This is a genomic window from Hydrogenophaga sp., from assembly GCF_035481345.1.
Classification (GTDB): domain Bacteria; phylum Pseudomonadota; class Gammaproteobacteria; order Burkholderiales; family Burkholderiaceae_C; genus Hydrogenophaga.
In genome coordinates, this window is record NZ_DATIGV010000022.1 from 1 (window position 1) to 24,741 (window position 24,741).

General features: G+C 70.7%; 25 protein-coding genes. 8 read left to right on the plus strand and 17 right to left on the minus strand.

The genetic code is table 11. The features are described from left to right. Window positions 1-51: 51 nt before the first annotated feature. From VLG41_RS02235 to VLG41_RS02250, 4 genes are all read right to left on the minus strand, one after another. Window positions 52-714, minus strand: coding sequence for a PepSY-associated TM helix domain-containing protein (locus VLG41_RS02235; protein ID WP_325347770.1), 663 nt, complete (start codon window positions 712-714; stop codon window positions 52-54). Window positions 715-786: 72 nt separating this feature from the next. Next, the gene (locus VLG41_RS02240; RefSeq protein WP_325347771.1) at window positions 787-2,190 is read right to left on the minus strand and encodes a TolC family protein; all 1,404 of its coding nucleotides are present in this window, start codon (window positions 2,188-2,190) and stop codon (window positions 787-789) included. A 112-nt stretch (window positions 2,191-2,302) separates the two neighbouring features. After that, complete coding sequence (locus VLG41_RS02245; RefSeq protein ID WP_325347772.1) at window positions 2,303-4,309, minus strand: MacB family efflux pump subunit; 2,007 nt, start codon at window positions 4,307-4,309, stop codon at window positions 2,303-2,305. Continuing rightward, the gene (locus tag VLG41_RS02250) at window positions 4,306-6,087 is read right to left on the minus strand and encodes an efflux RND transporter periplasmic adaptor subunit (RefSeq protein WP_325347773.1); all 1,782 of its coding nucleotides are present in this window, start codon (window positions 6,085-6,087) and stop codon (window positions 4,306-4,308) included. The genes VLG41_RS02245 and VLG41_RS02250 overlap by 4 nt, the downstream gene beginning before the upstream one ends. A gap of 142 nt (window positions 6,088-6,229) precedes the next feature. Between VLG41_RS02250 and VLG41_RS02255 the strand changes: the two genes are divergently transcribed. After that, window positions 6,230-7,762, plus strand: a complete 1,533-nt coding sequence (locus VLG41_RS02255; RefSeq protein WP_325347774.1) for an ATP-binding protein — start codon at window positions 6,230-6,232, stop codon at window positions 7,760-7,762. After that, window positions 7,755-8,444, plus strand: coding sequence for a response regulator (locus VLG41_RS02260; RefSeq protein ID WP_325347775.1), 690 nt, complete (start codon window positions 7,755-7,757; stop codon window positions 8,442-8,444). Before VLG41_RS02255 ends, VLG41_RS02260 begins: the two co-directional genes overlap by 8 nt. A 13-nt stretch (window positions 8,445-8,457) precedes the next feature. Here VLG41_RS02260 and VLG41_RS02265 read toward each other — a convergent pair whose 3' ends face one another. Genes VLG41_RS02265 through VLG41_RS02290 form a run of 6 tightly spaced genes read right to left on the minus strand, consistent with a single transcriptional unit; the run spans window position 8,458 to window position 13,123 of the window. Further along, the gene (locus tag VLG41_RS02265; RefSeq protein ID WP_325347776.1) at window positions 8,458-9,411 is read right to left on the minus strand and encodes a metal ABC transporter solute-binding protein, Zn/Mn family; all 954 of its coding nucleotides are present in this window, start codon (window positions 9,409-9,411) and stop codon (window positions 8,458-8,460) included. Beyond that, a complete protein-coding gene (locus VLG41_RS02270; protein ID WP_325347777.1) occupies window positions 9,408-10,313 on the minus strand; it encodes a metal ABC transporter permease in 906 nt (301 codons plus the stop codon). The genes VLG41_RS02265 and VLG41_RS02270 overlap by 4 nt, the downstream gene beginning before the upstream one ends. Further along, complete coding sequence (locus VLG41_RS02275) at window positions 10,310-11,137, minus strand: metal ABC transporter ATP-binding protein (protein ID WP_325347778.1); 828 nt, start codon at window positions 11,135-11,137, stop codon at window positions 10,310-10,312. The genes VLG41_RS02270 and VLG41_RS02275 overlap by 4 nt, the downstream gene beginning before the upstream one ends. Further along, window positions 11,134-12,066, minus strand: a complete 933-nt coding sequence (locus VLG41_RS02280) for a metal ABC transporter solute-binding protein, Zn/Mn family (RefSeq protein WP_325347779.1) — start codon at window positions 12,064-12,066, stop codon at window positions 11,134-11,136. The genes VLG41_RS02275 and VLG41_RS02280 overlap by 4 nt, the downstream gene beginning before the upstream one ends. Window positions 12,067-12,111: 45 nt before the next feature. Further along, window positions 12,112-12,726: a DUF6162 family protein gene (locus VLG41_RS02285; RefSeq protein ID WP_325347780.1), complete on the minus strand. Its 615-nt coding sequence runs from the start codon at window positions 12,724-12,726 to the stop codon at window positions 12,112-12,114. Window positions 12,727-12,784: 58 nt separating this feature from the next. After that, complete coding sequence (locus VLG41_RS02290) at window positions 12,785-13,123, minus strand: hypothetical protein (RefSeq protein ID WP_325347781.1); 339 nt, start codon at window positions 13,121-13,123, stop codon at window positions 12,785-12,787. 425 nt (window positions 13,124-13,548) lie between these two features. Here VLG41_RS02290 and VLG41_RS02295 point away from each other — a divergent pair, with 425 nt between their 5' ends. The 3 genes from VLG41_RS02295 to VLG41_RS02305 are packed head-to-tail and all read left to right on the plus strand — an operon-like array spanning window position 13,549 to window position 15,408. After that, window positions 13,549-14,226, plus strand: a complete 678-nt coding sequence (locus VLG41_RS02295) for an energy transducer TonB (RefSeq protein WP_325347782.1) — start codon at window positions 13,549-13,551, stop codon at window positions 14,224-14,226. Between the two features lie 26 nt (window positions 14,227-14,252). Continuing rightward, window positions 14,253-14,993 (plus strand): MotA/TolQ/ExbB proton channel family protein, encoded by a 741-nt coding sequence (locus VLG41_RS02300; RefSeq protein WP_325347783.1) that lies wholly within the window; start codon window positions 14,253-14,255, stop codon window positions 14,991-14,993. Window positions 14,994-14,997: 4 nt separating this feature from the next. Then, window positions 14,998-15,408, plus strand: coding sequence for a biopolymer transporter ExbD (locus tag VLG41_RS02305; RefSeq protein ID WP_325347784.1), 411 nt, complete (start codon window positions 14,998-15,000; stop codon window positions 15,406-15,408). A 130-nt stretch (window positions 15,409-15,538) separates the two neighbouring features. On the opposite strand, the gene VLG41_RS02310 is transcribed toward VLG41_RS02305, so the two are convergent. Continuing rightward, complete coding sequence (locus tag VLG41_RS02310; RefSeq protein WP_325347785.1) at window positions 15,539-15,946, minus strand: heme-binding protein; 408 nt, start codon at window positions 15,944-15,946, stop codon at window positions 15,539-15,541. Between the two features lie 180 nt (window positions 15,947-16,126). Between VLG41_RS02310 and VLG41_RS02315 the strand changes: the two genes are divergently transcribed. After that, window positions 16,127-16,825 carry a Bax inhibitor-1/YccA family protein gene (locus tag VLG41_RS02315; protein WP_325347786.1) on the plus strand — a complete coding sequence of 233 codons (699 nt, stop codon included), beginning with the start codon at window positions 16,127-16,129 and terminating at the stop codon, window positions 16,823-16,825. Window positions 16,826-16,938: 113 nt separating this feature from the next. Further along, window positions 16,939-17,256, plus strand: a complete 318-nt coding sequence (locus tag VLG41_RS02320) for a hypothetical protein (RefSeq protein WP_325347787.1) — start codon at window positions 16,939-16,941, stop codon at window positions 17,254-17,256. A gap of 165 nt (window positions 17,257-17,421) precedes the next feature. Here VLG41_RS02320 and rlmD read toward each other — a convergent pair whose 3' ends face one another. The 5 genes from rlmD to surE all read right to left on the minus strand — a co-directional run bounded on the left by rlmD (window position 17,422) and on the right by surE (window position 22,268). Then, window positions 17,422-18,825, minus strand: a complete 1,404-nt coding sequence (gene rlmD, locus VLG41_RS02325; protein ID WP_325347788.1) for a 23S rRNA (uracil(1939)-C(5))-methyltransferase RlmD — start codon at window positions 18,823-18,825, stop codon at window positions 17,422-17,424. A 116-nt stretch (window positions 18,826-18,941) separates the two neighbouring features. Then, entirely contained in the window at window positions 18,942-19,727 is a 786-nt protein-coding gene (locus VLG41_RS02330; RefSeq protein ID WP_325347789.1) for a 3'-5' exonuclease, read from the minus strand. A gap of 12 nt (window positions 19,728-19,739) precedes the next feature. Next, window positions 19,740-20,621, minus strand: a complete 882-nt coding sequence (locus tag VLG41_RS02335) for a peptidoglycan DD-metalloendopeptidase family protein (RefSeq protein WP_325347793.1) — start codon at window positions 20,619-20,621, stop codon at window positions 19,740-19,742. Between the two features lie 88 nt (window positions 20,622-20,709). After that, window positions 20,710-21,489, minus strand: coding sequence for a protein-L-isoaspartate(D-aspartate) O-methyltransferase (locus VLG41_RS02340; protein ID WP_414652419.1), 780 nt, complete (start codon window positions 21,487-21,489; stop codon window positions 20,710-20,712). Continuing rightward, on the minus strand, window positions 21,486-22,268 hold the full coding sequence (surE, locus tag VLG41_RS02345; RefSeq protein WP_325347790.1) for a 5'/3'-nucleotidase SurE: 783 nt from the start codon (window positions 22,266-22,268) through the stop codon (window positions 21,486-21,488). Before surE ends, VLG41_RS02340 begins: the two co-directional genes overlap by 4 nt. A 148-nt stretch (window positions 22,269-22,416) precedes the next feature. On the opposite strand from surE, the gene VLG41_RS02350 reads away from it, so the two are divergent. Then, window positions 22,417-23,403 (plus strand): NADPH:quinone oxidoreductase family protein, encoded by a 987-nt coding sequence (locus tag VLG41_RS02350; protein ID WP_325347791.1) that lies wholly within the window; start codon window positions 22,417-22,419, stop codon window positions 23,401-23,403. A 9-nt stretch (window positions 23,404-23,412) separates the two neighbouring features. On the opposite strand, the gene VLG41_RS02355 is transcribed toward VLG41_RS02350, so the two are convergent. Continuing rightward, a partial coding sequence (locus tag VLG41_RS02355) for an efflux transporter outer membrane subunit (protein ID WP_325347792.1) occupies window positions 23,413-24,741 on the minus strand: 1,329 nt, incomplete at its 5' end.

Genomic DNA, 24,741 nt, shown 5'->3' on the forward strand with positions numbered 1-24,741 from the left:
CCGCCGTGACGGCGGCGGCGTAACGGATGGTCGTCATGAGACGAAAGCTCCTTAGTGGATGAAGAGGATCACGAGCAGCAGCGGAACCACCAGGCCCGCGCCCACCATGGGCCAGGTGGTGGGCCGCGCGCTGGCGTGGAACTTGAGGATGAACAGACCGGTGATGCAGAACACCAGGCAGGCCACCGAGAACACGTCGAGGAACCACTTCCATGCGATCCCGGTGTGGCGGCCCTTGTGCAGGTCGTTGAAGTACGAGATCCAGCCGCGGTCGGTGCGCTCGTATTCCACGGCGCCGCTGTCGCGCTCGATGCGCAGCCAGGCGTCGCCGCCGGGGCGCGGCAGCGAGAGGTAGATCTCCTCAGGCGACCACTCGGCCTCGGTGCCGGGCAGGCTCAGCCCGAGCTCGCGGTCCAGCCAGGCGCGCAGCTCGGGCGGCAGCGCGGCGTGGTCGGGCTCGTCGTCCTTCACGGCCAGCGCGGCCTTCAGCTCGGCGGGCAATTCCAGGGTCTTGCTCTGCACCACCGGCGTGGCCGGGATGTCGGCCGCGTGGTTGAGCGTGATGCCGGTGAACGCGAACAGCAGCATGCCGATCAGGCACAGCGCGGAGCTGATCCAGTGCCACTGGTGCAGGGTCTTGAGCCAATAGGCCCGCTTCGACGCCGCCGGGGCGGCCGAGGGAGGTTTCGGGAGGGCGTCTGACCGTGTGTTCACAACTTGCAAATTATAACTATTCTCATTTAGAAATAGAGACGGGCCACCCTCTTTTTCGAGGGCGTTGCGCCGTCAGGACAGGGGTGGCGTATCGACCCAGTCGCCGCCCAGCGCCTTGTAAAGGTCGACGGCGGCCGTGAGGCGCGAGAGCTTCTGCGTGGACAGCGCGTCCAGCGCGGAGAACAGGGTGCGCTGCGCGTCCAGCACCGACAGCAGGTCGCCGCTGCCCTCGCGGTAGCGCAGCTCGGCCAGTTCCAGCGAGCGCCGCGCCTGCGCCACCAACTCGCGCTGCAGCGACTCCTGCTGCTCGCTGCGCGAGAGGTTGCCCAGGCCGTCGTCCACTTCCTTGAGCGCGGTGCGGATGGTCTTGCCGTAGTTCTCGATCAGCACCACGCGCTGCGACTCGGTGGTGCGCACCTGCAGGCGCTGGCGCCCGCCGTCGAAGATGGACTGCGCCAGCGACAGGCCCAGCGAGACGCTGCGCGTCGGATCGGCCAGGCTGAGCAGCGCCGAGGTGCCCAGGCCCACCGAGCCCGAGAGCGAGACGCTGGGCAGCAGCGCGGCGCGCGCGGCGGCCACGTTGGCGTCGGACGCGGCCAGTTGCGACTCGGCCGAGGCCAGGTCGGGCCGGCGCGTGAGCAGCGTCGATGGCAGCCCGGGCGACAACTCGGGCACGCGCAGTTGCGCGAAATCGCCGGTGGCCGGCGCGTAGCCCTGCGGCACGCGGCCCAGCAACAAGGCCAAGGCCGAGGCGGTCTGGCGCTGCTGCAGCTCCAGCGGAATGAGCGCGGTGCGCGCCGACAGCACGGTGGCGCGCTGCTGCGACACCTCCAGCGCGGTGGCCACGCCGTTGCGCTGGCGCGCCTCGACGATGCGCAGCACGCGCTCGGCGATCTCCAGGTTCTGGCGCGCGATGGCCAGGCGCTCGCCGGTGTTGAGCCAGAGGAAGTAGCTGGACGCCACGCCCGAGAGCAGCGTCAGGCGCGCGGTGCGCCAGTCGTGCTGGCTGGCTTCGAAGGACGCTTCGCCCGCGCGCACACCCGCCGCGATGCGGCCCCAGAGGTCGAGCTCGTAGCTGACCGACAGGCTGGCGCTGGTGGACTCGCGCGAGGTGGACGGTGTGTCCGCCGCATCGCTGCGGCCCGTGGACGTGCTCAGACTGCCGCCCACCGAGGGCAGGCGCGCGATGCCGGCCTGCTGCAGGGCGATGTCGGCCTGGCGCATGCGCTCGATCGCGATGCGCAGGTCGGCGCTGCCGGCCTGGGCCTCGTCCAGCAGTTGCACCAGCGCGGGCGAGCCGAAGCCCTGCCACCAGGCGGTGGTGAGCGCCGGGGCCTCGGCGGTGGTCGCGGTGGCGTCCCACTGCGCGGGCATGTCCACCACGGGGCCGCGCGCCGGGTCCTGCGTGACGGCGCAGGCCTGCAAAGCCAGCGCGCAACTCAACACGGACATCTTCAATACAGCACCAAGATTCATTCCAATACTCCAGGCACGCCCGGGTGCCAGACCAGAAACACCGCGGAACTGGCTTTGCCAGGCCGCAGGTGTTGCCCCCTTGAGGGGGTCGCGCGAAGCGCGGCGGGGGTGTTCATTCGGACGCCAGAGCGACGACGGGATCGAGCCGCGCGGCCTTGCGCGCCGGCAGGAAACCGAAGATGAGTCCGGTGGCGAAGGCACAGCCAAAGGCCAGCACCACCGGCGCGACGGAGAACTGCACGGCCGTGCCCGTGGCGCCCACCACGGCGGCCACGCCCAGGCCGACGAAGACGCCGATGACGCCGCCCAGGGCGGACACCACCAGCGCCTCGATCAAGAACTGCTGCAGGATGTTGCGCGTGCGCGCGCCGGTGGCCATGCGGATGCCGATCTCGCGGGTGCGTTCGGTCACGCTCACCAGCATGATGTTCATGACGCCGATGCCGCCCACCAGCAGCGAGATCGCGGCGATGGAGCCGAGCAGCACCGTCATGGTGTTCTGCGTCTCGGTGGCGGTGTCGATGATGGAGGCCATGTTGCGGATCTGGAAGTCGATCACGCCGTGGCGCTCGGCCAGCAGGGACTCCACCGCCGACTGCGTCTCGTCGATGCGCGAGACGTCCTGCACCGCCACGGTGACGTTGCGCAGGAAGCGCTGGCCTGACAGGCGCAACTGGCTCGTGGCGTAGGGCACCATGACGATGTCGTCCTGGTCGTCGCCGTTGGGCGAGGCGCCGCGCGCGCTCATGACGCCGATCACCTGGAAGATGAGGTTGTTCACCAGGATGTACTGGCCCAGCGGCTCCTGCCCGCCGGGGAACAGGGCCTTGGCCACGGTCTGGCCGAGCACGGCCACGGTGGCGTACTCCTGCTCGTCCTCTTCGCTGAAGAAGGTGCCGCGCGCCACCGGCCACTGGCGCGCCAGCGGAAACTTCGTCGAGGTGCCGCGCACGCTGCTGGAGTAGTCGGACTCGCCGAAGCGCAGGGTGACGCTGCTGGTCTGCTCGGGCACGGCCGCCAGCACGTTGGGCACTTCCTTGTCGATGGCCTGCACGTCGGCCAGCACCAGGGTGGCGATGTTCTGGAAGCCGCGCTGGTTGGGCGCGCCCGGGCGCACCAGCAGCAGGTTGGAGCCCATGGCGCTGATGCGGTCGATCACCTGCTGCTTGGCGCCGTCACCGATGGCCAGCATGGCGATCACGGAGGCCACGCCGATGACGATGCCCAGCAGCGTGAGGATGGCGCGGAACACGTTGGCGCGCAGCGCGCGCATCGCCGTCTTGGCGGCCTCGGCCACGTCGCCCAGGTGCGAGATGCGCCCGCGCCGCGGCGTCCAGTCCCGCGCCAGTTGCGCGGCCTCGCCCTGCGGCGGGCGCGGGCCGGGGTCGGCCACCACGTTGCCGTCCTTGATTTCGATCACGCGCTGCGCGTGCGCGGCCACCTCGGCCGCGTGCGTGATGAGGATCACCGTATGGCCCTGCGCCGACAGGTCCTTCAGCAGCGCCATCACGTCGGCGCCGCTCTTGCTGTCCAGCGCGCCCGTGGGCTCGTCGGCCAGGATCACGCGGCCGCCGTTCATGAGCGCGCGCGCGATGGACACGCGCTGCTGCTGCCCGCCCGAGAGCTGGTTGGGCCGGTGGTGCGCGCGCTCGCCCAGGCCCAGCGACTCCAGCAGTTCGGCCGCGCGCGCGTGGCGCTCGGCCGGCGGCACGCCCGCGTACATGGCGGGCACTTCCACGTTGTCGGTGGCGGTGCCGGTGGCGATGAGGTTGTAGCTCTGGAAGACGAAGCCGAAGGCGTCGCGGCGCAGCTCGGCGAGTTCGTCGCGCTCCAGTTCGGACACGTCGCGCCCCATGAAGCGGTAGGTGCCGGTGGTGGGCTTGTCCAGGCAGCCCAGGATGTTCATGAGCGTGGACTTGCCCGAGCCCGAGGCGCCCATGATGGCGACCAGCTCGCCGGGGTAGATCTGCAGGTCGATGCCGTGCAGCACCTCGACCGCGAGCTCGCCGTTGCGGTAGGTCTTGGTGATGCCGCGCAGGTCGATCAGGGGCAGCACCGCCTCGGGCGGCGTGCCGGTGGGCAGCACCGCGGCGTCGGGGGCGGCGGGCAGCTGGGTCATCGGCGGGCTCCGGCCGGCGTGGCCATCGGCATGCCACCCGGGCCGCCCGGGCCGCCAAAGCCCTGCTGGCCCAGGCCTGCGCCCTGTTGGGGGGTGTTGCGGCGCGGCGGTTCGGCCTCGCGCGTGCCAGCGACGACGCGCTCGCCTTCCTTCAGGCCCGAGAGCACCTCGGCGTGCACGCGGTTGCTGATGCCGATGGTGACCTCGCGCTCCTCGATCGTGCCGTCCTCCTTCATGACCTTGACCTTGGCCTGGCGCGGACCGCGCGAGCCGCGCGGCACAGCGCCAGGCTGTGCACCGGGGCCACGCTCCACGCCGGCAGCGGCATTCGCGGGGGCTCGGGCGGGGGCCTTCTCGGGCGAAGCCTGGCGTGCACTGTCCGCGGGTGGCGTCTGAGCGGTTCCTTGCCCACCGCCCTGCTCGCGCATCTGGCGTCGTTGCTCGCGCAGGCGCTCGCGCTCCTCGGGGCTGAGCTTCTCCATCTCCGCGCGGCGCTGCTCACGGAAACGCTCGCGCTCCTCGGGCGTCATCTTCTCGAAGGCCTCGCGGTCGAAGCGCGGGCGCTCGCCCGCGGGGGCCTGCGCGAGCACCGTGTCGGCCACGGTGCGGAACGCGCCAGCGGGCACGGACAGCGAGGAGTTCGGGCGCGAGGCCGGTGGCGCGGCCGGCGCGGCACCGGGCTGCGCGCCCGGCGAGGCCCCGGGGGCTGCACCCGGCGCGGCAGCAGGCGCCCCACCCGGGGCGCCGCCGCTCTGGCCCGCGCGCTCGCGGCCCGCCGGCCCGCCGCGCTGCAGCGTCAGCGCCGACATCGGCACCACCAGCACGTCGCGCGCCTCGGCCACGACGAAAAACACCTGCGCGGTCATCTGCGTCATCAGGCTGCGGTTGTGGTTGGGCACCTCGAACAGCGCGTTGTAGAGCACCACGTTGTTCGTCACCGTGGGCGTGGGCTCGATCTTCTTCAGGTCGCCGTACCAGCGCCGGCCCTGCCCGCCCAGGGTGGTGAAGTACACCGGCATGCCCTGGCGCAGCTTGCTCACGTCGGCCTCGGACACCTGGGTCTGCACCGTCATCACCGACAGGTCGGCGATGCGCAGCAGCGTGGGCGCCTGCTGGTTGGTGTTGAGCGTCTGCCCCTGGCGCGCGGTGATGCTGACCACCGTGCCCGCCATGGGCGCGTAGATCTTCGTGTACTTGAGGTTGGCCTCTTCCACCCGCATGCTGGCCTGCACCTGCTCCATCTGCGCCTTCAGCGAACCGATCTGCGCGCGCGCCGTGCGCGCCGCCGTCTCGGCGTTCTGCAGGGCCTCGGCGGTGGTGGCCTCCTCGGCCATCAGGTTCTTCTGGCGCTGCAGGTCGCGCTCGGCCTTCACCAGGTTGAGCTCGCGCTCGGCCATCTGGGCCTGCTGCGAACGCAGTTGAGCGCGGCTGGCGTCCACGCGCGCCTGCGAGGTCTCGGCGTCGATCTCGGCGAGCAGGTCGCCCTCCTTCACCTCGGTGCCCACCTCCACGTGCAGCTTGCGCAACTGGCCGGAGACCTGCGCGCCCACGTCCACGTAGTCGCGCGGCTGCAGCGAGCCGGTGGCGGCCACCTGGTCCTCGATGTCGCCGCGCTGGATGGTGGCGGTGATGTAGGTGCTTTCCTTCTTGGCGCCCGGCCCCCACTGGAACCACCAGGCCGCGCCGCCACCGCCCAGCAACGCCAGGCCCACCAACGCGATGAGCGCGCTGCGCCAGGGGTGGCGACGGAGGGAGGAGGTCTTCTGTTTCTGGTTCATGGTTCGCAGGCGGAAAGCCGGGTTCGGCGATGCTGGGAGCGGATGTTGCGGGGCAAATATGGAAAGAAAACGCACGGCGTGCGAAGACCGCTTCACACGGCGCTTGCACAGTGTTTGCCAGATTCCGGTTTAGGCTTGCCCCATGCCCGTCGCGTCCTCCACGCCCACCGCCCGCCCCCGATCCGGACTCGCGCGCTTCGATTCGCTGCGCGTGAAGCTCTTCCTGGCCATCGCCGGCGCCAACGTGGTGCTGGTGATGGCGGCCTACCTCATTTACGGCTGGAGCTTCGACCGGGGTCTGGTGGAGTACCTGAACAAGGCCGACGAGACCCGCCTGCAACCGCTGGTGGTGCGCCTGGCCAACGGCTACCGTGAGCACGGCCACTGGGACTGGATCGCGGGCGACCGCGAGCGCTGGTTCGAGCTCTCGCGCGAGGTGCTGGGCTCGGGCCGCGTGCAGCGGCGGCCGGGCGAACAGGGGCAGCCTCCCGGCGCGCCACCGCCATCGATCAACGCGCCGGCGCCCGCCGGCCCGCGTCCCCCGGCCGGGGCCCCTCCCCCCGGCAACCCGCCCGCGCTCACCATCGACCCGCGGCTCCTGCTGCTCGACGCCGAGCGGCGGGTGATCATCGGCCCCGAGTGGCGCGCCGAGCAGGCCGTGCTCAAACCCATCACCGTGGACGAGCGGCTGGTGGGCTATCTGGGCTACGTGCCGCGGCTGCAGATGGTGGCCTCGCTGGAGCGCGTGTTCCAGGCGCAGCAGACGCGCACCTACGCGGCCATCGCGCTGGGGCTGTTCGCGGCGGTGCTGCTCAATGCGGCGCTCATCGCGCACTGGCTCTCGCGCCGGCTGCGCGCGCTGGGCGCGGGCACCACGGCGATCGCCGAGGGCCACTACGAGGTGCGCCTGCCCGCACAGGGCCACGATGAGCTGGCCCAGCTCGCGGACGACTTCAACCGGATGGCCCAATCGCTGCAGGCGGCGCGCCAGGCGCGCCAGCAATGGATCGCCGACATCGCGCACGAGTTGCGCACGCCGCTGGCCACGCTGCGCGCCGAGATTGAGGCGCTGCAGGACGGCATCCGCCCACCCGACGCGGCCAACCTCGATTCACTGGCGCAGGAGGTGAGCCGCCTCACGCGCCTGGTGGACGATCTGCGCCTGCTCTCGCTGTCGGACCTGGGCGCGCTGGACTACCGCTTCGCGCCGCTCGACCTGGGCCGCCTCGTGGCCGATTACCTGCACGAGGCCACCGCGCGACCCGGCCAGCGCCTGGCCCTGAGCACCGAGCTGCCCGAGGGCCTGATCGTGCGCGCCGATGGCGACCGGCTCGACCAGGTGCTGGCCAACCTGCTGCAGAACACGCGGCGCTACACGCACGATCCCGCCGCGCTGGACGTGCGACTCGCGCGCGATGGCAACGAAGCGCGCCTGAGCTGGGAGGACTCCGCCCCCGGCGTACCGACCGAGGCCCTGCCGCGCCTGACGGACCGGCTCTACCGCGTGGACGAATCGCGCGCCAGCGCCAGCGGCGGCTCGGGCCTGGGGCTGGCCATCGCCCGGGCCATCATTGAAGGACACGGCGGGCGGATGCAGGCCTCGGCCAGTGCACTGGGCGGGCTGCGCTGGGACGTGTGGCTGCCCCTGCACACGGAGGAGTCCCACCATGTCTGAAGCGGCGGGACGCATCCTCATCGTCGAAGACGAGAACAAGATCGCCAAGGTCTTGCTCGACTACCTCGCGCAATCCGGCTACGAGACGCACCACCTCACGCGCGGCGATGAGGTGGAGCCCTGGCTGGCCGAGCACCCCGTGGACCTGGTGCTGCTGGACCTGATGCTGCCCGGCAAGAGCGGGCTGGACGTGTGCCGGGCGTTGCGCTCGGGCCAGGCTGGCCGTCCGGCGCCCGCCATCGTCATGGTCACGGCGCGCGTGGAGGAGATCGATCGCCTGCTGGGCCTGGAGCTGGGCGCGGACGACTACATCTGCAAGCCCTTCAGCCCGCGCGAGGTGGTGGCGCGCGTGAAGGCGGTGCTGCGCCGTGGCACGCACGCGGCGGCCGGCGCGCCCGGCGGTCTGCAGCTCGACGAAGCCGCCTGGCGCGCCACGCTCGATGGCCACGACCTCGGCCTCACCGTGGTGGAGTTCCAGTTGCTCAAGGTGCTGAGCGCGCGGCCGGGGCGCATCTTCTCGCGCGAGCAGTTGATGGACGCGATGTACCGCGACGAGCGCATCGTCTCCGACCGCACGGTGGACAGCCACATCAAGAAGCTGCGCCGGAAAATGGACGAAGCCGCCCCGGGGCGCGAGCTCATCCACTCCGTCTACGGCCTGGGCTACAAGTACGAGCCCTGACGGCCGGCGGGCCTCAGGGCGCGGCGAGCACGCCCAGGCGTTCGGCGTTGCCTTGCAGTTCGGCCACCGGGTCGCGGCCTTCGGTCTGCAGCACGATCAGCTTCGCACCCGCCTGCTGCACGGCCTGCGCCACGGCGGGGGGCGGCTCGCGGTGGTGCAACGCGGCAGCCACCGCGCCCTCGCGCAGGCGCTCCGTCAGCGCGGCCAGGGCCTCGGGCGTCCAGGCTGCGTCGTCCTCGCGCGCGTCGATGCCCACCAGGTCCAGGTTGAAGCCGCTCACCAGGTAGTCGAGCCGGTCGGAGAGGCTGAACACCGACAGGTTGGCCGCGCGCGCCAAGCGCGCCTCGCTTTGCGCGCTGACGGCCAGCAGGCGCTGGCGCAGCACGGCCACGTTGTCCTGCAGGCGCGGCTTCGCGTCGGGCGCCAGGCGCGCCACGTCGGCGGCGATCACGTCGGCCATGCGGCCCAGGTTGACGGGGTCCAGCCAGGGCAAGGCGGCCGCCGTGGCGGCGCCCTCCCGCAGCGCGATGCCCGGCAGCGAGGCGTCGAGCGGGCGCGCCGCGTCGATCTCGATCAGGCGGATGTTCTGGCGGCGCGCCAGCGGGAACAGCGGGTCGTCGGGCCAGATGGAGCGCAGCGCGATGACCGCGTCGGCCTGGCGCGCGGCCTGGCCCAGGCCGGCCGCGCCGCGGCTGCTGAAGAATGCGAGCTGGCGGTTCGCTGGCAGGGTTTCCGGCACGGGGCGCAGCACGGCGATGCCGGTGCCCTGCGCCAGTGTCTGGGTGAGCGAGGCCACCACGGGGTGGGAGACCAGCAGGCGCACGGGGGCCGTGATCGCTGCGCCGGCAACGGGTACCTGCGCCTGCGCCTGCGCGGCCAGCGGCGCGGCGAGTGCGAGCATGAGCGCCAGACCGGCCTGGCGCCGGCCGGGTGCCAGCGCGGCGAGGGAAACAGGGCGCGGGTTCATCCGGCGTGTCCTTTGAGGGCGGGCGTGAAGCCGCGCACGATGGCCGCGAGTCCGAAGAGCGCGCCGGCGGTGAGGATGATGGCCGCGCCCGAAGGCACCGGCAGCTCCAGCTCGATCGGCACCAGGATGCCCACCTGCGTGCTGAGGGTGGCGATGAGCACGCTGAGCCAGAAGAAGCCGCGCAGCGACAGGCTCAGCAAGCGCGCCGCGGCGGCGGGAATGATCAGCAGCGCACCGACGAGGATGGCGCCGATGACCTTGACCGAGGCCACGGTGACGATGGTGACCAGCACCACGAACAGGTAGTCCAGCAGCTTCACGCGCACGCCGCGCACGCTGGCCAGTTGCGGGTTGAAGCTGGCCAGCATGAAGCGGTTGTAGAGCGGCACCGTGAGCGCCACCACCACCGCGCTCACCGCCAGCAGCACCAGCAGGTCGCTGGTGTCCACGGTGAGCACCGAGCCGAACAGCACGTTCTCCAGGATGTGGATGTTCACGCGCCCCGACAGGACCAGCAGCAGGCTCGCGCCCAGCGAGAGCGAGACCGCGAGGAACACGCCGATCAAGGTGTCGGGCGACAGGCCGGTGCGGTTGCGCAGGTACATCAGCAGCAGGCCGAACAGCGTGCAGTAAGCGAACAGGCTGCCGTAGGGCCCGGTGTAGGGCTCGCCCAGCAAGATGCCGATGGCCACGCCCGTGAGCGCGGCGTGGCCCACGGCCTCGGAGAAGAAGGCCAGGCGCTTGACCACCACCAGCGTACCCAGGCCGCCCAGCACGGGGCCGATGCACAGGCCCGCGAGCACGGCGTTGACCACGAAGCCGTACGTCAGCGAATGGGGCAGCACGCCCTGTGCGGCCAGGTGCTGGAGGCTGTGGCGCAGGGCGTCGATCAGATCGGTCATGCGTCGACCTCCTCGGCCGCCTGCGCTTCTTCGTGCCGGTGCCGGTTCGAGAACAGGGCCAGCACACGCTGCGGCGTGAGCACCTCGGCGGGCGGCCCATCGAACAGCACCTGGCGGTTCAGACCGGTGACCCGGTCGGCCAGGCGCGTCACCGCGTCCAGGTCGTGCTCGATCCACAGCACGGTGGTGCGCCGCTCGCGCCAATGCGCGAGCAGGGCCTCGAACACGCGCATGCCCGCCTCGTCGAGCGCGGACATGGGCTCATCCAGCAGGATCAGGTCGGGCGCGGGCATCAGCGCCTGCGCCAGCAGCACGCGCTGGCGCTCACCGCCGGACAGCGCGCCCATGCGGCGCTGCGCCTTCTCCCACATGCCCACCTGGCGCAGGGCCTGCTCCACCGGCGCCTGCCAGCGCCGCGACAGGCCCAGCATCACCGGGCGGCGCTGGCACATGGCGCCCATGAAGTCCAGCACCGTCATCGGCAGGCCGGCGTCGAAAGCCAGGGCCTGTGGCACGTAGCCCACCACGCCCGGCTCACCCGGCCACTCCAGTGCGATGCGGCCACGGTGCGGCACCTGGCCCAGCAGGGCCTTGAACAGCGAGCTCTTGCCGCCGCCGTTGGGCCCCACCAGCGCGTGCACGCCGCCGCCGGCCACGCGCAGGCTCACCCGCTGAAGGATGTCGGTCTGGCCGAGGGTGAGGGCGACGTCGTCGAACTTGATCGCAGGGCCACCGCGATCCGGCGCCGGGCCGCCCCAAGCCGGATCAACCCCTTCGGGGGGAAGCGACCCGCGCAGCGGCGCAGCGTGGGGGCCCATGGTCATGCGCTCTCCTGGATCGCGCGCACCACGGTCGCCAGGTTCTTCGCGATCTCCTGCTCGAACTTCTCGGCCGTGTAAGGACCGTGCGAAATGTGCGTGAGCGCGTACAGGCGCACACCGGTTTCGCGGCGGATGGTGTCGACGTAGGCCGAGGGAAAGTCCATCTCCGAGAAGATCACCTTCACGTCGAGCGAGCGGATCTGGTCGATGGTGCCCTTGAGCTGCGCGGGACTGGGCTCGATGCCGTGCGCAGGCTCCACCACGGCCGCCACCTCCAGGCCGAACTCGCGCAGCAGGTAGTCGTAGGCGCCGTGGATGGTGGCGATACGGAAATCGGCGCCCGGTGTCTTCACGAGCTGGCCCAGCGCGTCGGCCCGCAGCTTGCGCAGCTTCTGCGCGTAGGCGCGCGCGTTGGCGGTGTACGCAGCGGCGTTGGCGGGGTCGAGCTTGCCGAGCTCACGCGCGATGGTGTTGACCTGCGAGATGGAGGCCGTGACCGAGAGGAAGGTGTGCGGGTTCACCACCTTGCCCGAGGTGCCGCGCCCGGTGCCTACCGCAGCCAGCAGCGGCACCTGCGCGTTGGCCTCGATCACCTTCAGGTCCGGCTTCTCGCTGGCCTTGATCATGCGGCCCGCGAAATCGTCGTGGCCCACGCCGTTGAGCACGATCACGTCGAGCGAGCCGATGCGCTTGATGTCCTCGGTGCGCGGCTCGTAGGCGTGCGGGTTGAAGCCGGCGGGAATGATGGGCACCACCTCGGCCAGGTTGCCGACGATATTGGCCACGTAGCTGTAGTAGGGGTGCAGCGTCACGCCCACGCGCAGGCGCCTGGTCTGGGCGAAGGCGGGCCGGCCGGTGGCCAGCGCCAGGGGCGTGCAGGCCAGGGCCGCGAGCAGGCGGCGGCGCTTGAGCGGCGTCTGAAGGTCTTGCATGTCGTGCGTCTCGAAGAAAGAACAGGCGGCGCTGGACACACGCGCTCAGTGCGCGGCGCCTTGGCGCGTCACACCGGCGTCGTAGCGCGTGACCACCTGGCGCCAGCCCTGGCGCACCAGCGCGGGCTCGTCGATGCCCTCGGGCCAGGCCACGGGGCCTTCGCGCTGGATCCAGACCTCGACCGCGTCGCCGTGCGCGTGCCCGGCGTCCTTGCCTGCATCCCTGCCGACGGTGGCCGGCAGGCGCAGCAGGAAGGACGCCGCGAGCCGCGGCTCGGCGCTGCGGCCGACGTAGGTCAGGTCGTGGCCCTGTGGCGCCGCGCGCCACTCGTGCGCACCGCGCGCGCGGGCCTCGGGGCCGGCGGAGAACGGCGGCAGGCCCATGTCGCGCAGCGCCTCGACGGTGGGCATGGCCTGTTCGCTGTCGCGCAAGGCCACGATCTCATCGGCCGCGACCAGCAGGTCCGCGTGCACGCCCTGCTCGGCCGGGTTGAGCTGGGTGCGCGCGTCCACCTGGTGCGCGGCCAGGGCGGCGGCGGCTTCGGTCGGCGCGCGCACGCCGATCACCAGCGCGGCCAGGGCGAGCACGCCGGCCGCGGCCAGCAGCACCCACAGCGTTTCGTGGCCGGCGCCGGCAGGGCGCACCACCTGGGTCGTCATTCGCAAACCTCCGCGCGTCGCGCTGCGGTGCGAACGCCTTCGGGCGGCCGTGCGGCGCTCATGGTTTCACGTCGGTGTGGTCCACCTCGGCCGAGTGCTCGCCGCCGTCTTCCAGGCGCACGAAGTACTCGCCCGCGGGCTTGGCGAAGCGCCAGGTGGAGTCGCCGCCCAGCGCGCCCTTGGCCAGCACGCGCTCGTCGTAGGCCTTGACCGCGATGGCCATGCCGGCCGCGTCGCTGCCATCGGAGAACTCACCCTTGCACTGCACCATGTTGTCGGCGGCGGAACGGCAGTTCAGCAGCAGGCTGTGCGCCGACGCCACGCCGGGCAGGGCCAGCGCGCCCGCGAACAGGACAGGGGCCAGCCAGGCGGTGGCGCAGAAGCGAAACAGGGGCATACGGCGGATCGGCTCTCAGGACGGGTGCCTTCAATCATAAATGAGAATTGTTTTTAATAGCAGCCGATCTCGTGCACCACCGCCTTCTGTGCCCGCCCGATACTGGCACCGGAGACGCACAATGCCTTCCCGGGATTTTTTTTCGCCCAACCCTGAGAATGCGAAACATTCTCGTTTAGAATGTGCGAACTTTCCTGTCACACCCTGTGTGCGCCTTGCGCGAAAGGACGTTCATGATCACGGGCCTCGTCGTTCACGTTGCCAGTCTCATGCTCACGCTGATCGCGCTGTACTGGATCTTTCGACGCGACTAGTCATCGACGAGGGTTTCATCCCCCGGGCCAACGGCCCTGTTGTGCCGGCCCCCTCGTTCAACCGCCATGCCCACGACCAGCTTCCCCTTGGGGTCCCCCGCCCCCGTCCCGATGACCACCGTGCCGCGCCGCTTCAACCGCCGCCTGCTCGTGGTGGGTTCCGTGGTGGGCCTGCACGTGTTCGCGGTGTGGGCGCTGCAAAGCGGCCTGCTGCGCCGCGCGGCGGAGATGGTGATCCCGGTCGAGGTGATGGCCGAGCTGATCGAGCTCCCCCAGCCCCAGGTGGAGCCAGAGCCGCCGGCCCCTGCACCGCCCGCACCCAAGCCCCCGCCACCCAAGCCGCGCCCGGCCCCGCCGCCGCCCCGCCCGCTGCCGGTGGCCACGCCTTCACCCGCGCCGTCCCCCATCCAGGCCGCGCCGCCCGAGCCGGTGGTGCCCGCGCCGCCAGCGCCCGTGGTGGCGGCTCCGCCCCCCGCGCCCCCGGCACCGCCCGCGCCGCCGCCGGTGGTGACGCTGCCCTCCAGCAGCGCCGACTACCTCAACAACCCGCGCCCGCCCTATCCCTCGCTCTCGCGCCGCCTGGGCGAACAGGGCAAGGTCGTCGTGCGCGTCTTCATCGATCTCAACGGCACGGCCAGCAAGGCCGAGATCCACACCTCCAGCGGTTACGAGCGCCTCGACCAGACGGCGCTGCAGACCGTGCTGCGCTGGCGCTACGTGCCCGGCAAGCGCGGCGGCGTGGCCGAGGCCATGTGGTTCAACGTGCCGATCAATTTCGTCTTGGAATAAACCGCCTTCGCAGGAGTCAGAGCTTCATGGATTCGCAATTCGCCACCTCGGGCATCGCCCACGTCTGGAGCCAGGGTGACTGGGTCACCCGCAGCGTGGCCCTCGTGCTGCTGGCCATGTCCCTGGCCTCGTGGATCATCATCCTGTGGAAGGCCCTGGACCTGCGCGCCCAGCGCGCCCAGGCCCGCGGCGTCGAAGGCTTCTGGCACAGCAGCGACTTCGCCGAAGGCCTGGAAAAGCTCGGCGACGCCGACGGCAACCCCTTCCGCACCGCCGCCATCGAAGGCCGCGAGGCGGCCCGCCACATCACCCACCAGGACGGCGCCACCCGCCCGCAGCTGCACGACAACCTGGACGTGAGCGACTGGATCGAGCGCGCGCTGCGCAAGAGCGTGGACGACTTCACCATCCGCGCGCAGGGCGGCCTGTCGGTGCTCGCCTCGGTGGCCTCCACCGCGCCCTTCGTGGGCCTGTTCGGCACGGTCTGGGGCATCTACCACGCGCTGCTGGGCATCAGCACGGCGGGCCAGGTCGCCATCGACCAGGTCGCCGGCCCCATCGGTGAAGCGCTCATCATGACGGCCCTGGGCCTGCTGGTGGCCATTCCCGCGGTGCTGGGCTACAACGCCCTGGTGCGCGGCAACAAGGCCGTGCTGCACAAGCTCAACCGCTTCGCGCACGACCTGCACGCCTACTTCGTCACCGGTGCCCGCGTGAGCGTGGGTGCCGAGGGCAAGGTCCTGCCCATCAAGCAGCAGCGGAGCTGATCACATGGCCATCGGAACGCAAGACGCCAGCGACGAAGTCATGAGCGAGATCAACATGATCCCGTTCATCGACGTGATGCTGGTGCTGCTCATCATCTTCATCATCACGGTGCCGGTGATCCAGCACGCCGTGAACATCGACCTGCCGCAGGCCAGCGTCGAGAAGGTGCAGGACAAGCCGGAGAACATCCGCTTCTCGGTCGACGCCGAGGGCCAGTACTTCTGGAACGACCAGCGCCTGAGCGATGGCGAGCTGGCCGGCATGCTGAGCGCCGCCGCCGCGCAGGACCCGCAACCCGAATTGCACATCCGCGGCGACAAGGCCGTGCGCTACGAGCGCGTGGCCCTGGCCATGGCCGCGGCGCAGAAGGCCGGCTTGCGCAAGATTGGTTTCATCACGGAGCCCACGCCCTGAACATTCGGGGCGCGGGACCGTTTTCGTATCGTGGGGCGACCCGGAGACTCTCCGTCTCCGAGCGTCGTTTTTGAGCCAGCCAGGGCGGCACACCACGCCGCCGTTAGCCAGGCGCTTTTTTACCCGATCTTCAAAGACCGAGCGCGGCGATGCCCGCGCGCGCGATCTGCGCGTCCTCGGTGGACTTGACGCCGCTCACGCCCACGGCGCCGATGCACTGGCCGTCCTTCATCACCGGCACGCCGCCTTCGAGCATGCCCTGCAGCTGCGGAGCGCTCAGGAACGAGGTGCGTCCCTGGTTGATGACGTCCTCATAGACCTTGCTCTCGCGGCGGCCCATGGCCGCCGTGTGGGCCTTGGCGGGCGCGATGTGGGCGGAGATCGGCGGCGCGCCATCCAGGCGCTGCAGCCACAGCAGGTGGCCGCCGGCGTCGACGATGGCGATCGTCACCGCCCACTGATGGGCGAGGGCTTCCTTTTCCGCCGCTGCGGCAATGGCTTTGACGTCAGCGGCTTCGAGCGCATGGGTGGACTTCATGAACTTCCTTGGAGTGAGTGAAAAAACGGACTAACCCTGGACGATAACCCCTTGATTACGCACCCGGCGGTCACAACTGAGCTCACCATGCCATCAACGGCGCACGGCGCGGCGTTGAGGGCCCGGGGAACCTCGGGCACAATGCCCGAATCTTAGGGTTGACTTAAGGAGAGTCCCACCATGTCCGACCACGTTCAAACCAACGGCCGCTTCGGCACCGCCGTCTCGGCCAGCGCTTCGCAACGCAACCGCGTGCTGCGCAACACCTACTGGCTGCTCGCGCTGTCCATGCTGCCCACGGTTCTGGGCGCCTGGGTGGGCGTGGCCACCGGCATCACGGCCAGCCTCACGGGCGGCCTGGGCCTCATCGTCTTCCTGGGCGGCGCCTTCGGCTTCATGTTCGCGATCGAAAAGACCAAGAACTCGGCCGCCGGCGTGCCGATCCTGCTGGCCTTCACCTTCTTCATGGGCCTGATGCTGTCGCGCCTGCTGGCGATGGTGCTGGGCTTCGCCAATGGCTCCAGCCTGATCATGATGGCCTTCGGCGGCACGGCGGCGGTGTTCTTTGGCATGGCCTCGCTCTCGAGCGTCATCAAGCGCGACCTGTCGAACATGGGCAAGTTCCTGTTCATCGGCGCGATCCTGATCCTGGTGGCCGCCGTGGCCAACGTGTTCATTCAGTCGAGCGCCCTGATGATCACCATTTCGGTGCTGGCGGTGGGCGTGTTCTCGGCCTTCATCCTGTACGACCTCAAGCGTGTGCAGGACGGCGAGGAAACCAACTACATCAGCGCCACGCTGGGCGTGTACCTGAGCCTGTACAACGTGTTCCAGAGCCTGCTGATGCTGCTGGGCGTCTTCGGCGGCGAGCGCGAATAAGCCGTCCGTTCCATCTTGTGAAAGAAGGGCCTTCGGGCCCTTTTTTCATGGCCGCGGGCGTCAAGTTCCGGTCCGGGCGGCCGAAATGCAGAGGCAACCCCACCCGAACCACCATGCGCCGCTCTGCCCTCATCCTCATCACACTCGCCAGCACCTGGCTGGCCGGCTGCGATGCCTTGGGCATCGAGACGGCGACGCAGGTGAACGCCCGCAAGGAGGCCGAGGGCCGCGCCATCGGCAGCGCCTGCCGGCACGCGGTGCGCAGCATCGAATCGTGCTTCCAGACCAATCCGCGCGCCGGCAAGGCGGCGGTGTTCGCGGGCTGGCGGGAGATGGACCAGTACATGCGGGACAACAGCGTCGTCGGCATGCCGTCCGAGGGCGAGGCGGCCCCTTCCGAAAAGGCTCCGGCGGAGAAGCCGACGTCCTGACGGCTTTTGGCCTGCACCTCGCGGCGCTGGCGGCCACTGGGCGCCCTGCTCCGCGAATGTCCCCCGGACCGGCTGCGCCGGTCCTCCTCCTTTATTTCGCTACGCAGGGCGCCCAGCGTCCGCCAGCGGGCGACGCTCAGGGCGCGCCCACCGTTTGCCTGCGAATCAATCAGCGAGCTCGAAGACCGCCATGCTCTCGACGTGGGCGGTGTGGGGGAACATGTTCACGGCGCCGGCCGATATACAGCGGTAACCCGCCTGGTGCACCAGCAAACCCGCGTCGCGCGCCAGCGTGGCGGGGTTGCAGCTCACGTAAACGATGCGCTTCGGAGGCGTCCAGCCGCCCCGCAGTTCGGGCTGCTGGTGCAGATCGGCCAGGGCCTTGGCCAGAGCGAAGGCGCCCTCGCGGGGGGGATCGACCAGCCACTTCTGGGCCACGCCGTCGGCCACCAGTTGCTCTGGCGTCATCTCGAACAGGTTGCGCGCGGCAAACGTGGTGGGCGCGAAGGCCTTCGCGCGGCCCACGCTGTTGCGCGCCAGGTTCTCGCGCGAGCGCGCCACCAGGGCCTCGCTGCCCTCCACGCCCAGCACCTCGCGCGCGGTGGTGGCGATGGGCAGGGTGAAGTTGCCCAGGCCGCAGAACCAGTCGATGACGCGCTCGTCGGCGCGCGCATCGAGCAGGCGCAGGGCGCGTGAGACGAGCACGCGGTTGATCGAGGGGTTGACCTGGGTGAAGTCGGTGGGTTTGAAGGGCATGACCACACCGTAGTCGGGCAAGGCGTAGCTCAGTGGCTCGCCGCCTTCGTCCAGCAGGCGCACCGTGTCCGGCCCCTTGGCCTGCAGCCACCACTGCACACCGTGCTGCTGGCCGAAGGCGCGCAGGCGCGCCAGATCGTCCTCGCTCAGAGGCTCCAGGTGGCGCAGCACCAGCGCGGTCACGCTGTCGCCGCAGGCCAGTTCGATCTGCGGGCAGGTCTCGCGCGCGTCCATGCCGAAGATGAGCTCGCGCAGCGGCGCGAGCATGTCGCTCACATGCGGCGGCAGCACCAGGCACACGCCCATGTCGGCCACGTAGCGGCTCTTGCGCTCATGAAAGCCGATCAGCACCACGCCCTTCTTGTGCACGTGGCGCACCGACAGGCGCGCGCGGTGGCGGTAGCCCCAGGTGGGGCCTTCAATGGGACGCAGCACGGTCTCGGCGCGCACCTTGCCGAGATGCCAGAGGTTGTCCTCCAGCACGCGCTGCTTGATGGCGACCTGGGCCGCCGGGTGCAGGTGCTGCATCTTGCAGCCGCCGCAGGCGCCCGCGTGCAGGCCGAAGTGCGGGCAGCCGGGGCGCACGCGCTGCGAGGATTCGCGGTGGATGGCCGTGACAGTGGCGGCCTCCCAGTTGTTCTTCTTGCGGTGGACCGAGACGCTGACCTGCTCGAAGGGCAGCGCACCTTCGATGAAGACCACCTTGCCGTCGGCGCGGTGGGCGATGCCCTGGGCTTCGATGTCGAGGGATTCGACGGCGAGCGAGCCGTCGGGGAACGCGGGGGATGGGTGGTGCGGAACGTCGGTGGACATCCGGCGATTGTCTCAGGCCAGCCAGCGGGGTCGGCCGTGTCGCCGCCGGGCCGCCCCAAGGCGACACAGCCCCCTCGGGGGGCAGCGACCCGCGCAGCGGCGGAGCGTGGGGGCCATCAGTTCCACGCGGCCAGGTACTCCTGCCAATGCGATTCGCCCGGCGCCAGCCCGCCCAGCGTTTCCTTCACGTAGGCGATCTCGCGCTCGTACTCGTCGGGCGTGAAGCCGCCGCGCATCTTCTGGAAGCGGCAGTACATGAGGTAGGTGTTCATCACGTCCGTCTCGCAGTAGCGGCGGATGGCGTCCGTCTGCCCGGCGAGGTACTGCGCGTAGACCTGCGAGCCGTCCATGCCCAGCTTGCCCGGGAAGCCGCAGAGCTTGGCCATGGCGTCCAGGGGTGCGTTGTTCTTGGGCGAGTACATGGCCAGCAGGTCCATCAGGTCCAGGTGGCGCATGTGGTACCTGCCGATGTAGTTGTTCCACTTGAACTCGCGGTCGTCCTCGCCCATGTCCCAGTACTTGTTGGCCTCCAGCCCGTGGCGCAGACCGCGGTAGTGCAGCACGGGCAGGTCGAAGCCGCCGCCGTTCCAGCTCACGAGCTGGGGCACGTGCTTCTCGATCGCCTGGAAAAAGCTCTGGATGACCCGGCCCTCGCTCTGGCCGTCCTTGTCGACGAAGGAGTGCACGCGCAGGCCTTCGGCGTTGCGGAACACGCAGCTGATGACCAGCACGCGCTGCAGGTAGAGCGGCATGAAGTCGCTCTGCCCCTTTTCCTTGCGCTCGGCCACCCACTCGGCGTGCACCTGCTCGTCGCTCAGGTCGGCACCGGCCGCGCGCAGCGCGCGCAGGCCGTCCACGTCCGGAATGGACTCGATGTCGAAGACGAGGACGGGCCAGGCCATGCGGGGCCCGGCTCAGCGCTTGGGCAGGTGGGACAGCGGATCGACCGGCTTGCCCTGGCGGCGCACCTCGAAGTGCAGCTTCACGCGGTCGGTGTCGCTGCTGCCCATCTCGGCGATCTTCTGGCCCTGGCGCACCGCCTGGTTCTCGCGCACCAGCAGCGCCTGGTTGTGCGCGTAGGCGGTGAGGTAGGTGTTGTTGTGCTGCAGGATGATGAGGTTGCCGTAGCCGCGCAGGCCGGCGCCCGCGTAGACCACGCGCCCATCGGCCGCCGCGATCACGGGGTCGCCGATCTTGCCGCCGATGCTCACGCCCTTGTTGGTGTTCTCGTCGAAGTTCGCGATGACCGCGCCCGAGGCCGGCCAGACGAACTGGATTTCGTCGCCCGCCGCGGCGGGGGCTGGCGCAGGCGCCGGGGCGGGCGCGGGGGCCGGCGCCGCGGCCGGGCTGGTTTCGCTCAGGGGCCGCGAAGTGACGCCGCTGCTGGTGACGGGTGCCGTGGACACGCCGCCGGGCGCCGGTGCCGCGGCGGCAGCGGCCGGCGGCGCCACGCGCAGCAACTGGCCGACTTCGATCGCGTTGGGGTTGGGCAGGTTGTTCCAGGCGGCGATGTCGCGCCAGTCCTGGCCCGCGTTCAGGGCGATGCGGTACAGCGTGTCGCCGGGTTGCACCGTCACGTAGCCCACGCGGGGCTGCGCCGCGGCGGGGGCCGACGCGCTCGGCGCCGCGTCGGTGGTCGAGCGGGATGTGCCGCGATCTTCCACCGGCGCGGGGCGCGACACGCGCTGCGTGCTGCAGGCGCTCACGAGCAGGGCCAGGCCGAGCACGGACCACGACAGCACCCGAGTGGCTGCGTATCCCTGCGTCCGGGTGTGTCCCAGCTCGTGTTTTGCCATTTGATTCATGAAGACTCCACCGTTGTCTTGCGGGCCCGCGAACGGGCCCCATTTCGATTCACGCTCTGCGCCGGCAAGGGCGGGACCGTCATGCGAGGCCCGATTTTAGGGGCACGAAATGCACGGCCTCGAGTTCGGTGCGGACCACACCGGTGGCGGTCTTGTCGATCACCACCAGGTTCTGCCGCCCGGCGGCCGTGACGGCCGGCGCCACCAGCCGGCCGCCGACGGCGAGCTGGTCGATCCAGGCCGCCGGCAGATCGTTCCCGCCGGCCGCCGCGATGATGCCCGCATAGGGCGCGCCTTGCGCAAAGCCCACCATGCCGTCTCCGAACAGCAGGTGCAGATTGGGCACGCGCAGAGCGCGCAGGTTGTCGCGCGCTTTCTCGTGCAGGCTGCGGATGCGCTCGATGCTGTAGACCTCTTTGGCCACGCGGGCGAGCACGGCGGCCTGGTAGCCGCAGCCGGTGCCGATCTCCAGCACGCGGCCCAGGGGCTGCACGCGTGCCTGGCACAGCAGCTCGACCATGCGCGCCACCACCCCGGGCTTGCTGATGGTCTGGCCCTGGCCGATGGGCAGGCTGGTGTCTTCGTAGGCCTGGTTCACCAGCGCCGAGTCGACGAAGCGATGGCGTTCCACCGCGAGCATCGCCGCCACGACCGCCGGGTGCGTGATGCCCTGCCCCTGCAGCTTGCGCACCATGGCCGCGCGCACGGCGGCCGAGTCCATGCCGACGCCGCTGGGCGCGGCCGGGCTGCGGGCGGCGGGCGAATCGGGCTTGTGCTGGCGCGCGGGTACCGGGGCCGGCGTGCCGGCGGGCAAACGGGCCGGAAAGCCCGGGCGCGGGCGAGGCTGCGGCGGTTTCACGCCTCCTCCTTCGACAGCACGGCCGCCGTGGGAGCCCAGTAGGCCAGGGTGTCGTGATCGGTCAGGTCCACCTGCAGCGGCGTGAGGCTGACGTAGCCCTGCTGCGTGGCGTGGAAGTCCGTGCCCTCGGCCTCGTCGCGCGCGGCGCCGGCGCTGCCGATCCAGTACATGGTCTCCCCTCGGGGGTTGACCTGCACGATGACGGGCTCGGCGGCGTGGCGACGGCCCAGGCGCGTGACCTTCACGCCCCGGATCTCCTCGGCGGGCCGGCAGGGGATGTTGACGTTGAGCAGCCAGGCGTCGCCGCGCTTGGCCGATTCGGGCAGCGAGGGCAGCAGTTGCTGCACCAGGGCGGCGGCCTGGGCGGCGGCGGCGTCGAGGTGGGCCCAGCCCTTCTCGGTCTGGGAGAACGCGATGGCGGGAATGCCGAACAGGTAACCCTCCATCGCCGCGCCGACGGTGCCAGAGTAGATGGTGTCGTCGCCCATGTTGGCGCCGTTGTTGATGCCGGAGATGACCAGATCGGGCCGGTAGCCGAGCAGGCCGGTGAGCGCGATGTGCACGCAGTCGGCGGGGGTGCCGTTGACGTAGCGGAATCCGTTGGACGCGGTGTGCACGTAGAGCGGCGAGTGCAGGCTCAGGGCGTTGCTCTTGGCGCTGTTGTTGTGCTCGGGGGCAACGACCTCGACCTCGACGCCGGGCAGGGCTTTCACGGCCTCGTACAGGGCCACGATGCCCTTGGCCTGGAAGCCGTCGTCGTTCGAGATCAGGATTTTCATGGGCGAAATTCTATTGACCTGGGGGTATCGCGCTTTCTTCTTATCCGGTGGCGCCCGGGGCGGTCACCCAAGGGACAAAACCCCCTGCGCAAACGCAAGACCGATCCCTATCATGCCCCGCACCCCCATTCACGAGAGGAGACCCACCATGCACGCCTGGCTGTGCGAGAACCCCACCGGCGTCGACGCCCTGCAATGGAAGGAGTTGCCCACGCCCGAGCCCGGCGCGGGCCAGGTGCGCCTCCGCATCGAAGCGGCCAGCCTGAACTTCCCCGATCTGCTCATCGTGCAGAACAAGTATCAGATGAAGCCGCCCCTGCCCTTCGTGCCGGGCAGCGAGTACGCGGGCGTGGTGGAGGCCGTGGGCGAGGGTGTGAAGCACCTCAAGCCCGGCCAGCGCGTGGCCTGCCTCAGCGGCACCGGTGGTTTCGGCACCCACACCCTGGCGCCCGCCGCGCTGTGCATGCCGCTGCCCGAAGGCTTCCCCGCCGTGGACGCGGCGGCCTTCATCATGATCTACGCCACCTCGTACCACGCGCTCATGGACCGCGCGCAACTCAAGGCGGGCGAGACGGTGCTGATCCTCGGCGCGGCCGGCGGCGTGGGCACGGCCGCCATCCAGATCGCCAAGGCCGCCGGCGCGCGCGTGATCGCCGCCGCTTCCAGCGACGAGAAGTGCGCGCTGTGCACCTCGCTCGGCGCCGATGCGACCATCAACTACGCGCAACACGGCCCGCTCACCAGCCTGCGCGACGAGATCAAGCGCCTCACCGACGGCAAAGGCCCCGATGTGATCTACGACCCCGTGGGCGGCGACTTCGCCGAACCGGCGTTCCGCTCCATCGCCTGGCGCGGGCGCTACCTCGTGGTGGGCTTCGCCAGCGGTCCCATTCCCGCCCTGCCACTCAACCTGGCGCTGCTCAAGGGCGCCAGCATCGTCGGCGTGTTCTGGGGCGACTTCGCCAAGCGCGAGCCCCAGGCCAACGCGGCCATGATGCAGGCGCTCGCCGGGATGTACGCCAAGGGCCAGGTCAAGCCGGTGATCGACCAGACCCTGCCCATGGCCGAGCTGCACAAGGCCTACGCGATCATGGGATCGCGTTCGGTCAAGGGCAAGCTGGTGCTGGTGAACTGAGTCCCGGACTCAACGCGCGGCGGCGGTGGCCGCCGCCGGGGGCGACCACCCGCCGCCAATGGCCCGGTACACCGCCACCAGCGCCGTGGCGGTGCCCACCTGGGCCTGAGTGAGCTGCTCGCGAATCGAGAGCACCTCGCGCTCGGCCTGCAGCACGGCCTGGAAGTCGGTCACGCCGGCCTCGAAGCGCGCGCGGGCCAGTTGCGCGGCCTCGTCGGCGTGGCGCGCGGCCTCCAGCAGGCGCTCGGCGCGTTGGGCGTTGCGGTTGAAGCCGCTGAACGCGCCCTCGGTTTCCTCCAGCGCCAGCGCCACCGTCTGCTCGAACACCACCAGGCCCTGCTGGGCGCGCGCTTCGCTCGCCGCCACGCGCGAGCGGATGGCGCCAAAGTCGAACGGCGTCCAGGACAGGCCCACGCCGAGCGCGTAGCGCGCCGCGTCGCTGGTGAACAGGTCGCCCAGGCGCGCCGCGTTGAAACCCAGCAGGCCCGAGAGCGAGACGCTCGGGTAGAGCTCGCTGCGCGCGATGCCGATGCGGGCCGTGGCCGCCGCCAACTGGCGTTCGGCCGCGATCACGTCGGGCCGGCGCTGCAGCCACTGCTGCGGCGTGCCCACCGGCAGCGTGGCCAGGTCGGTCGCCGGCAGCGAAGGCAGCGGCCGGGGCAGCGCCAGGTCGGCCAGCACGGTGCGCGGCGGCTGTGCGGTGAGCGTGGCCAGGCGGAAGGCTGCGGCCTCGATGCCCGCCTGCAGCGAGGGCAACTGGGCCTCGGTGCTGGCGACCAGGGCGCGCGCGCCGGCCACGTCGAGCTGGCGCGCCCGGCCGGCCTCCAGCCGCGCCTCGGTGAGGCGCAGCGACTCGCGCTGGTTCACGAGACTGGCCTCGGTCACGCGCTGGCGTTCCTGCAGGCCGCGCAATTCCAGGTAGTAGCGCGCCACCTCGGCCGCCACGGCCGTGTGCGCGGCGTGCAGGCCGGCCTCGCTGGCGCTCACCTGCGCGGCGGCGGCCTCGCGCGTGCGGCGCACGCGGCCGAAGAGGTCGAGCTCCCAGCCGGCGATGAAGCTGGCGTCGAAGCTGTTGCCGGTGCGCTCGCTGCGCGAGGCGCCGGGCTGCTGGGTCTGCGGCGCCACCGAGCGCTGCGCATTGCCTTCGATGGCCACGCCGGGCCGCGCGGCGGCGTCCGCCTCGCCCTGCAGCGCCCTCGCCTCCTGCAGGCGCGCCTGCGCCAGGCGGATGTCGGTGTTGGCGGCCAGCGCGCGTTCGATCAGCGCGTCCAGCGCCGCATCGTTGAAGCCGCGCCAGAAGCGCGCGATGTCCTCGCCCGGCGCCTGCGCGTTGCTGCC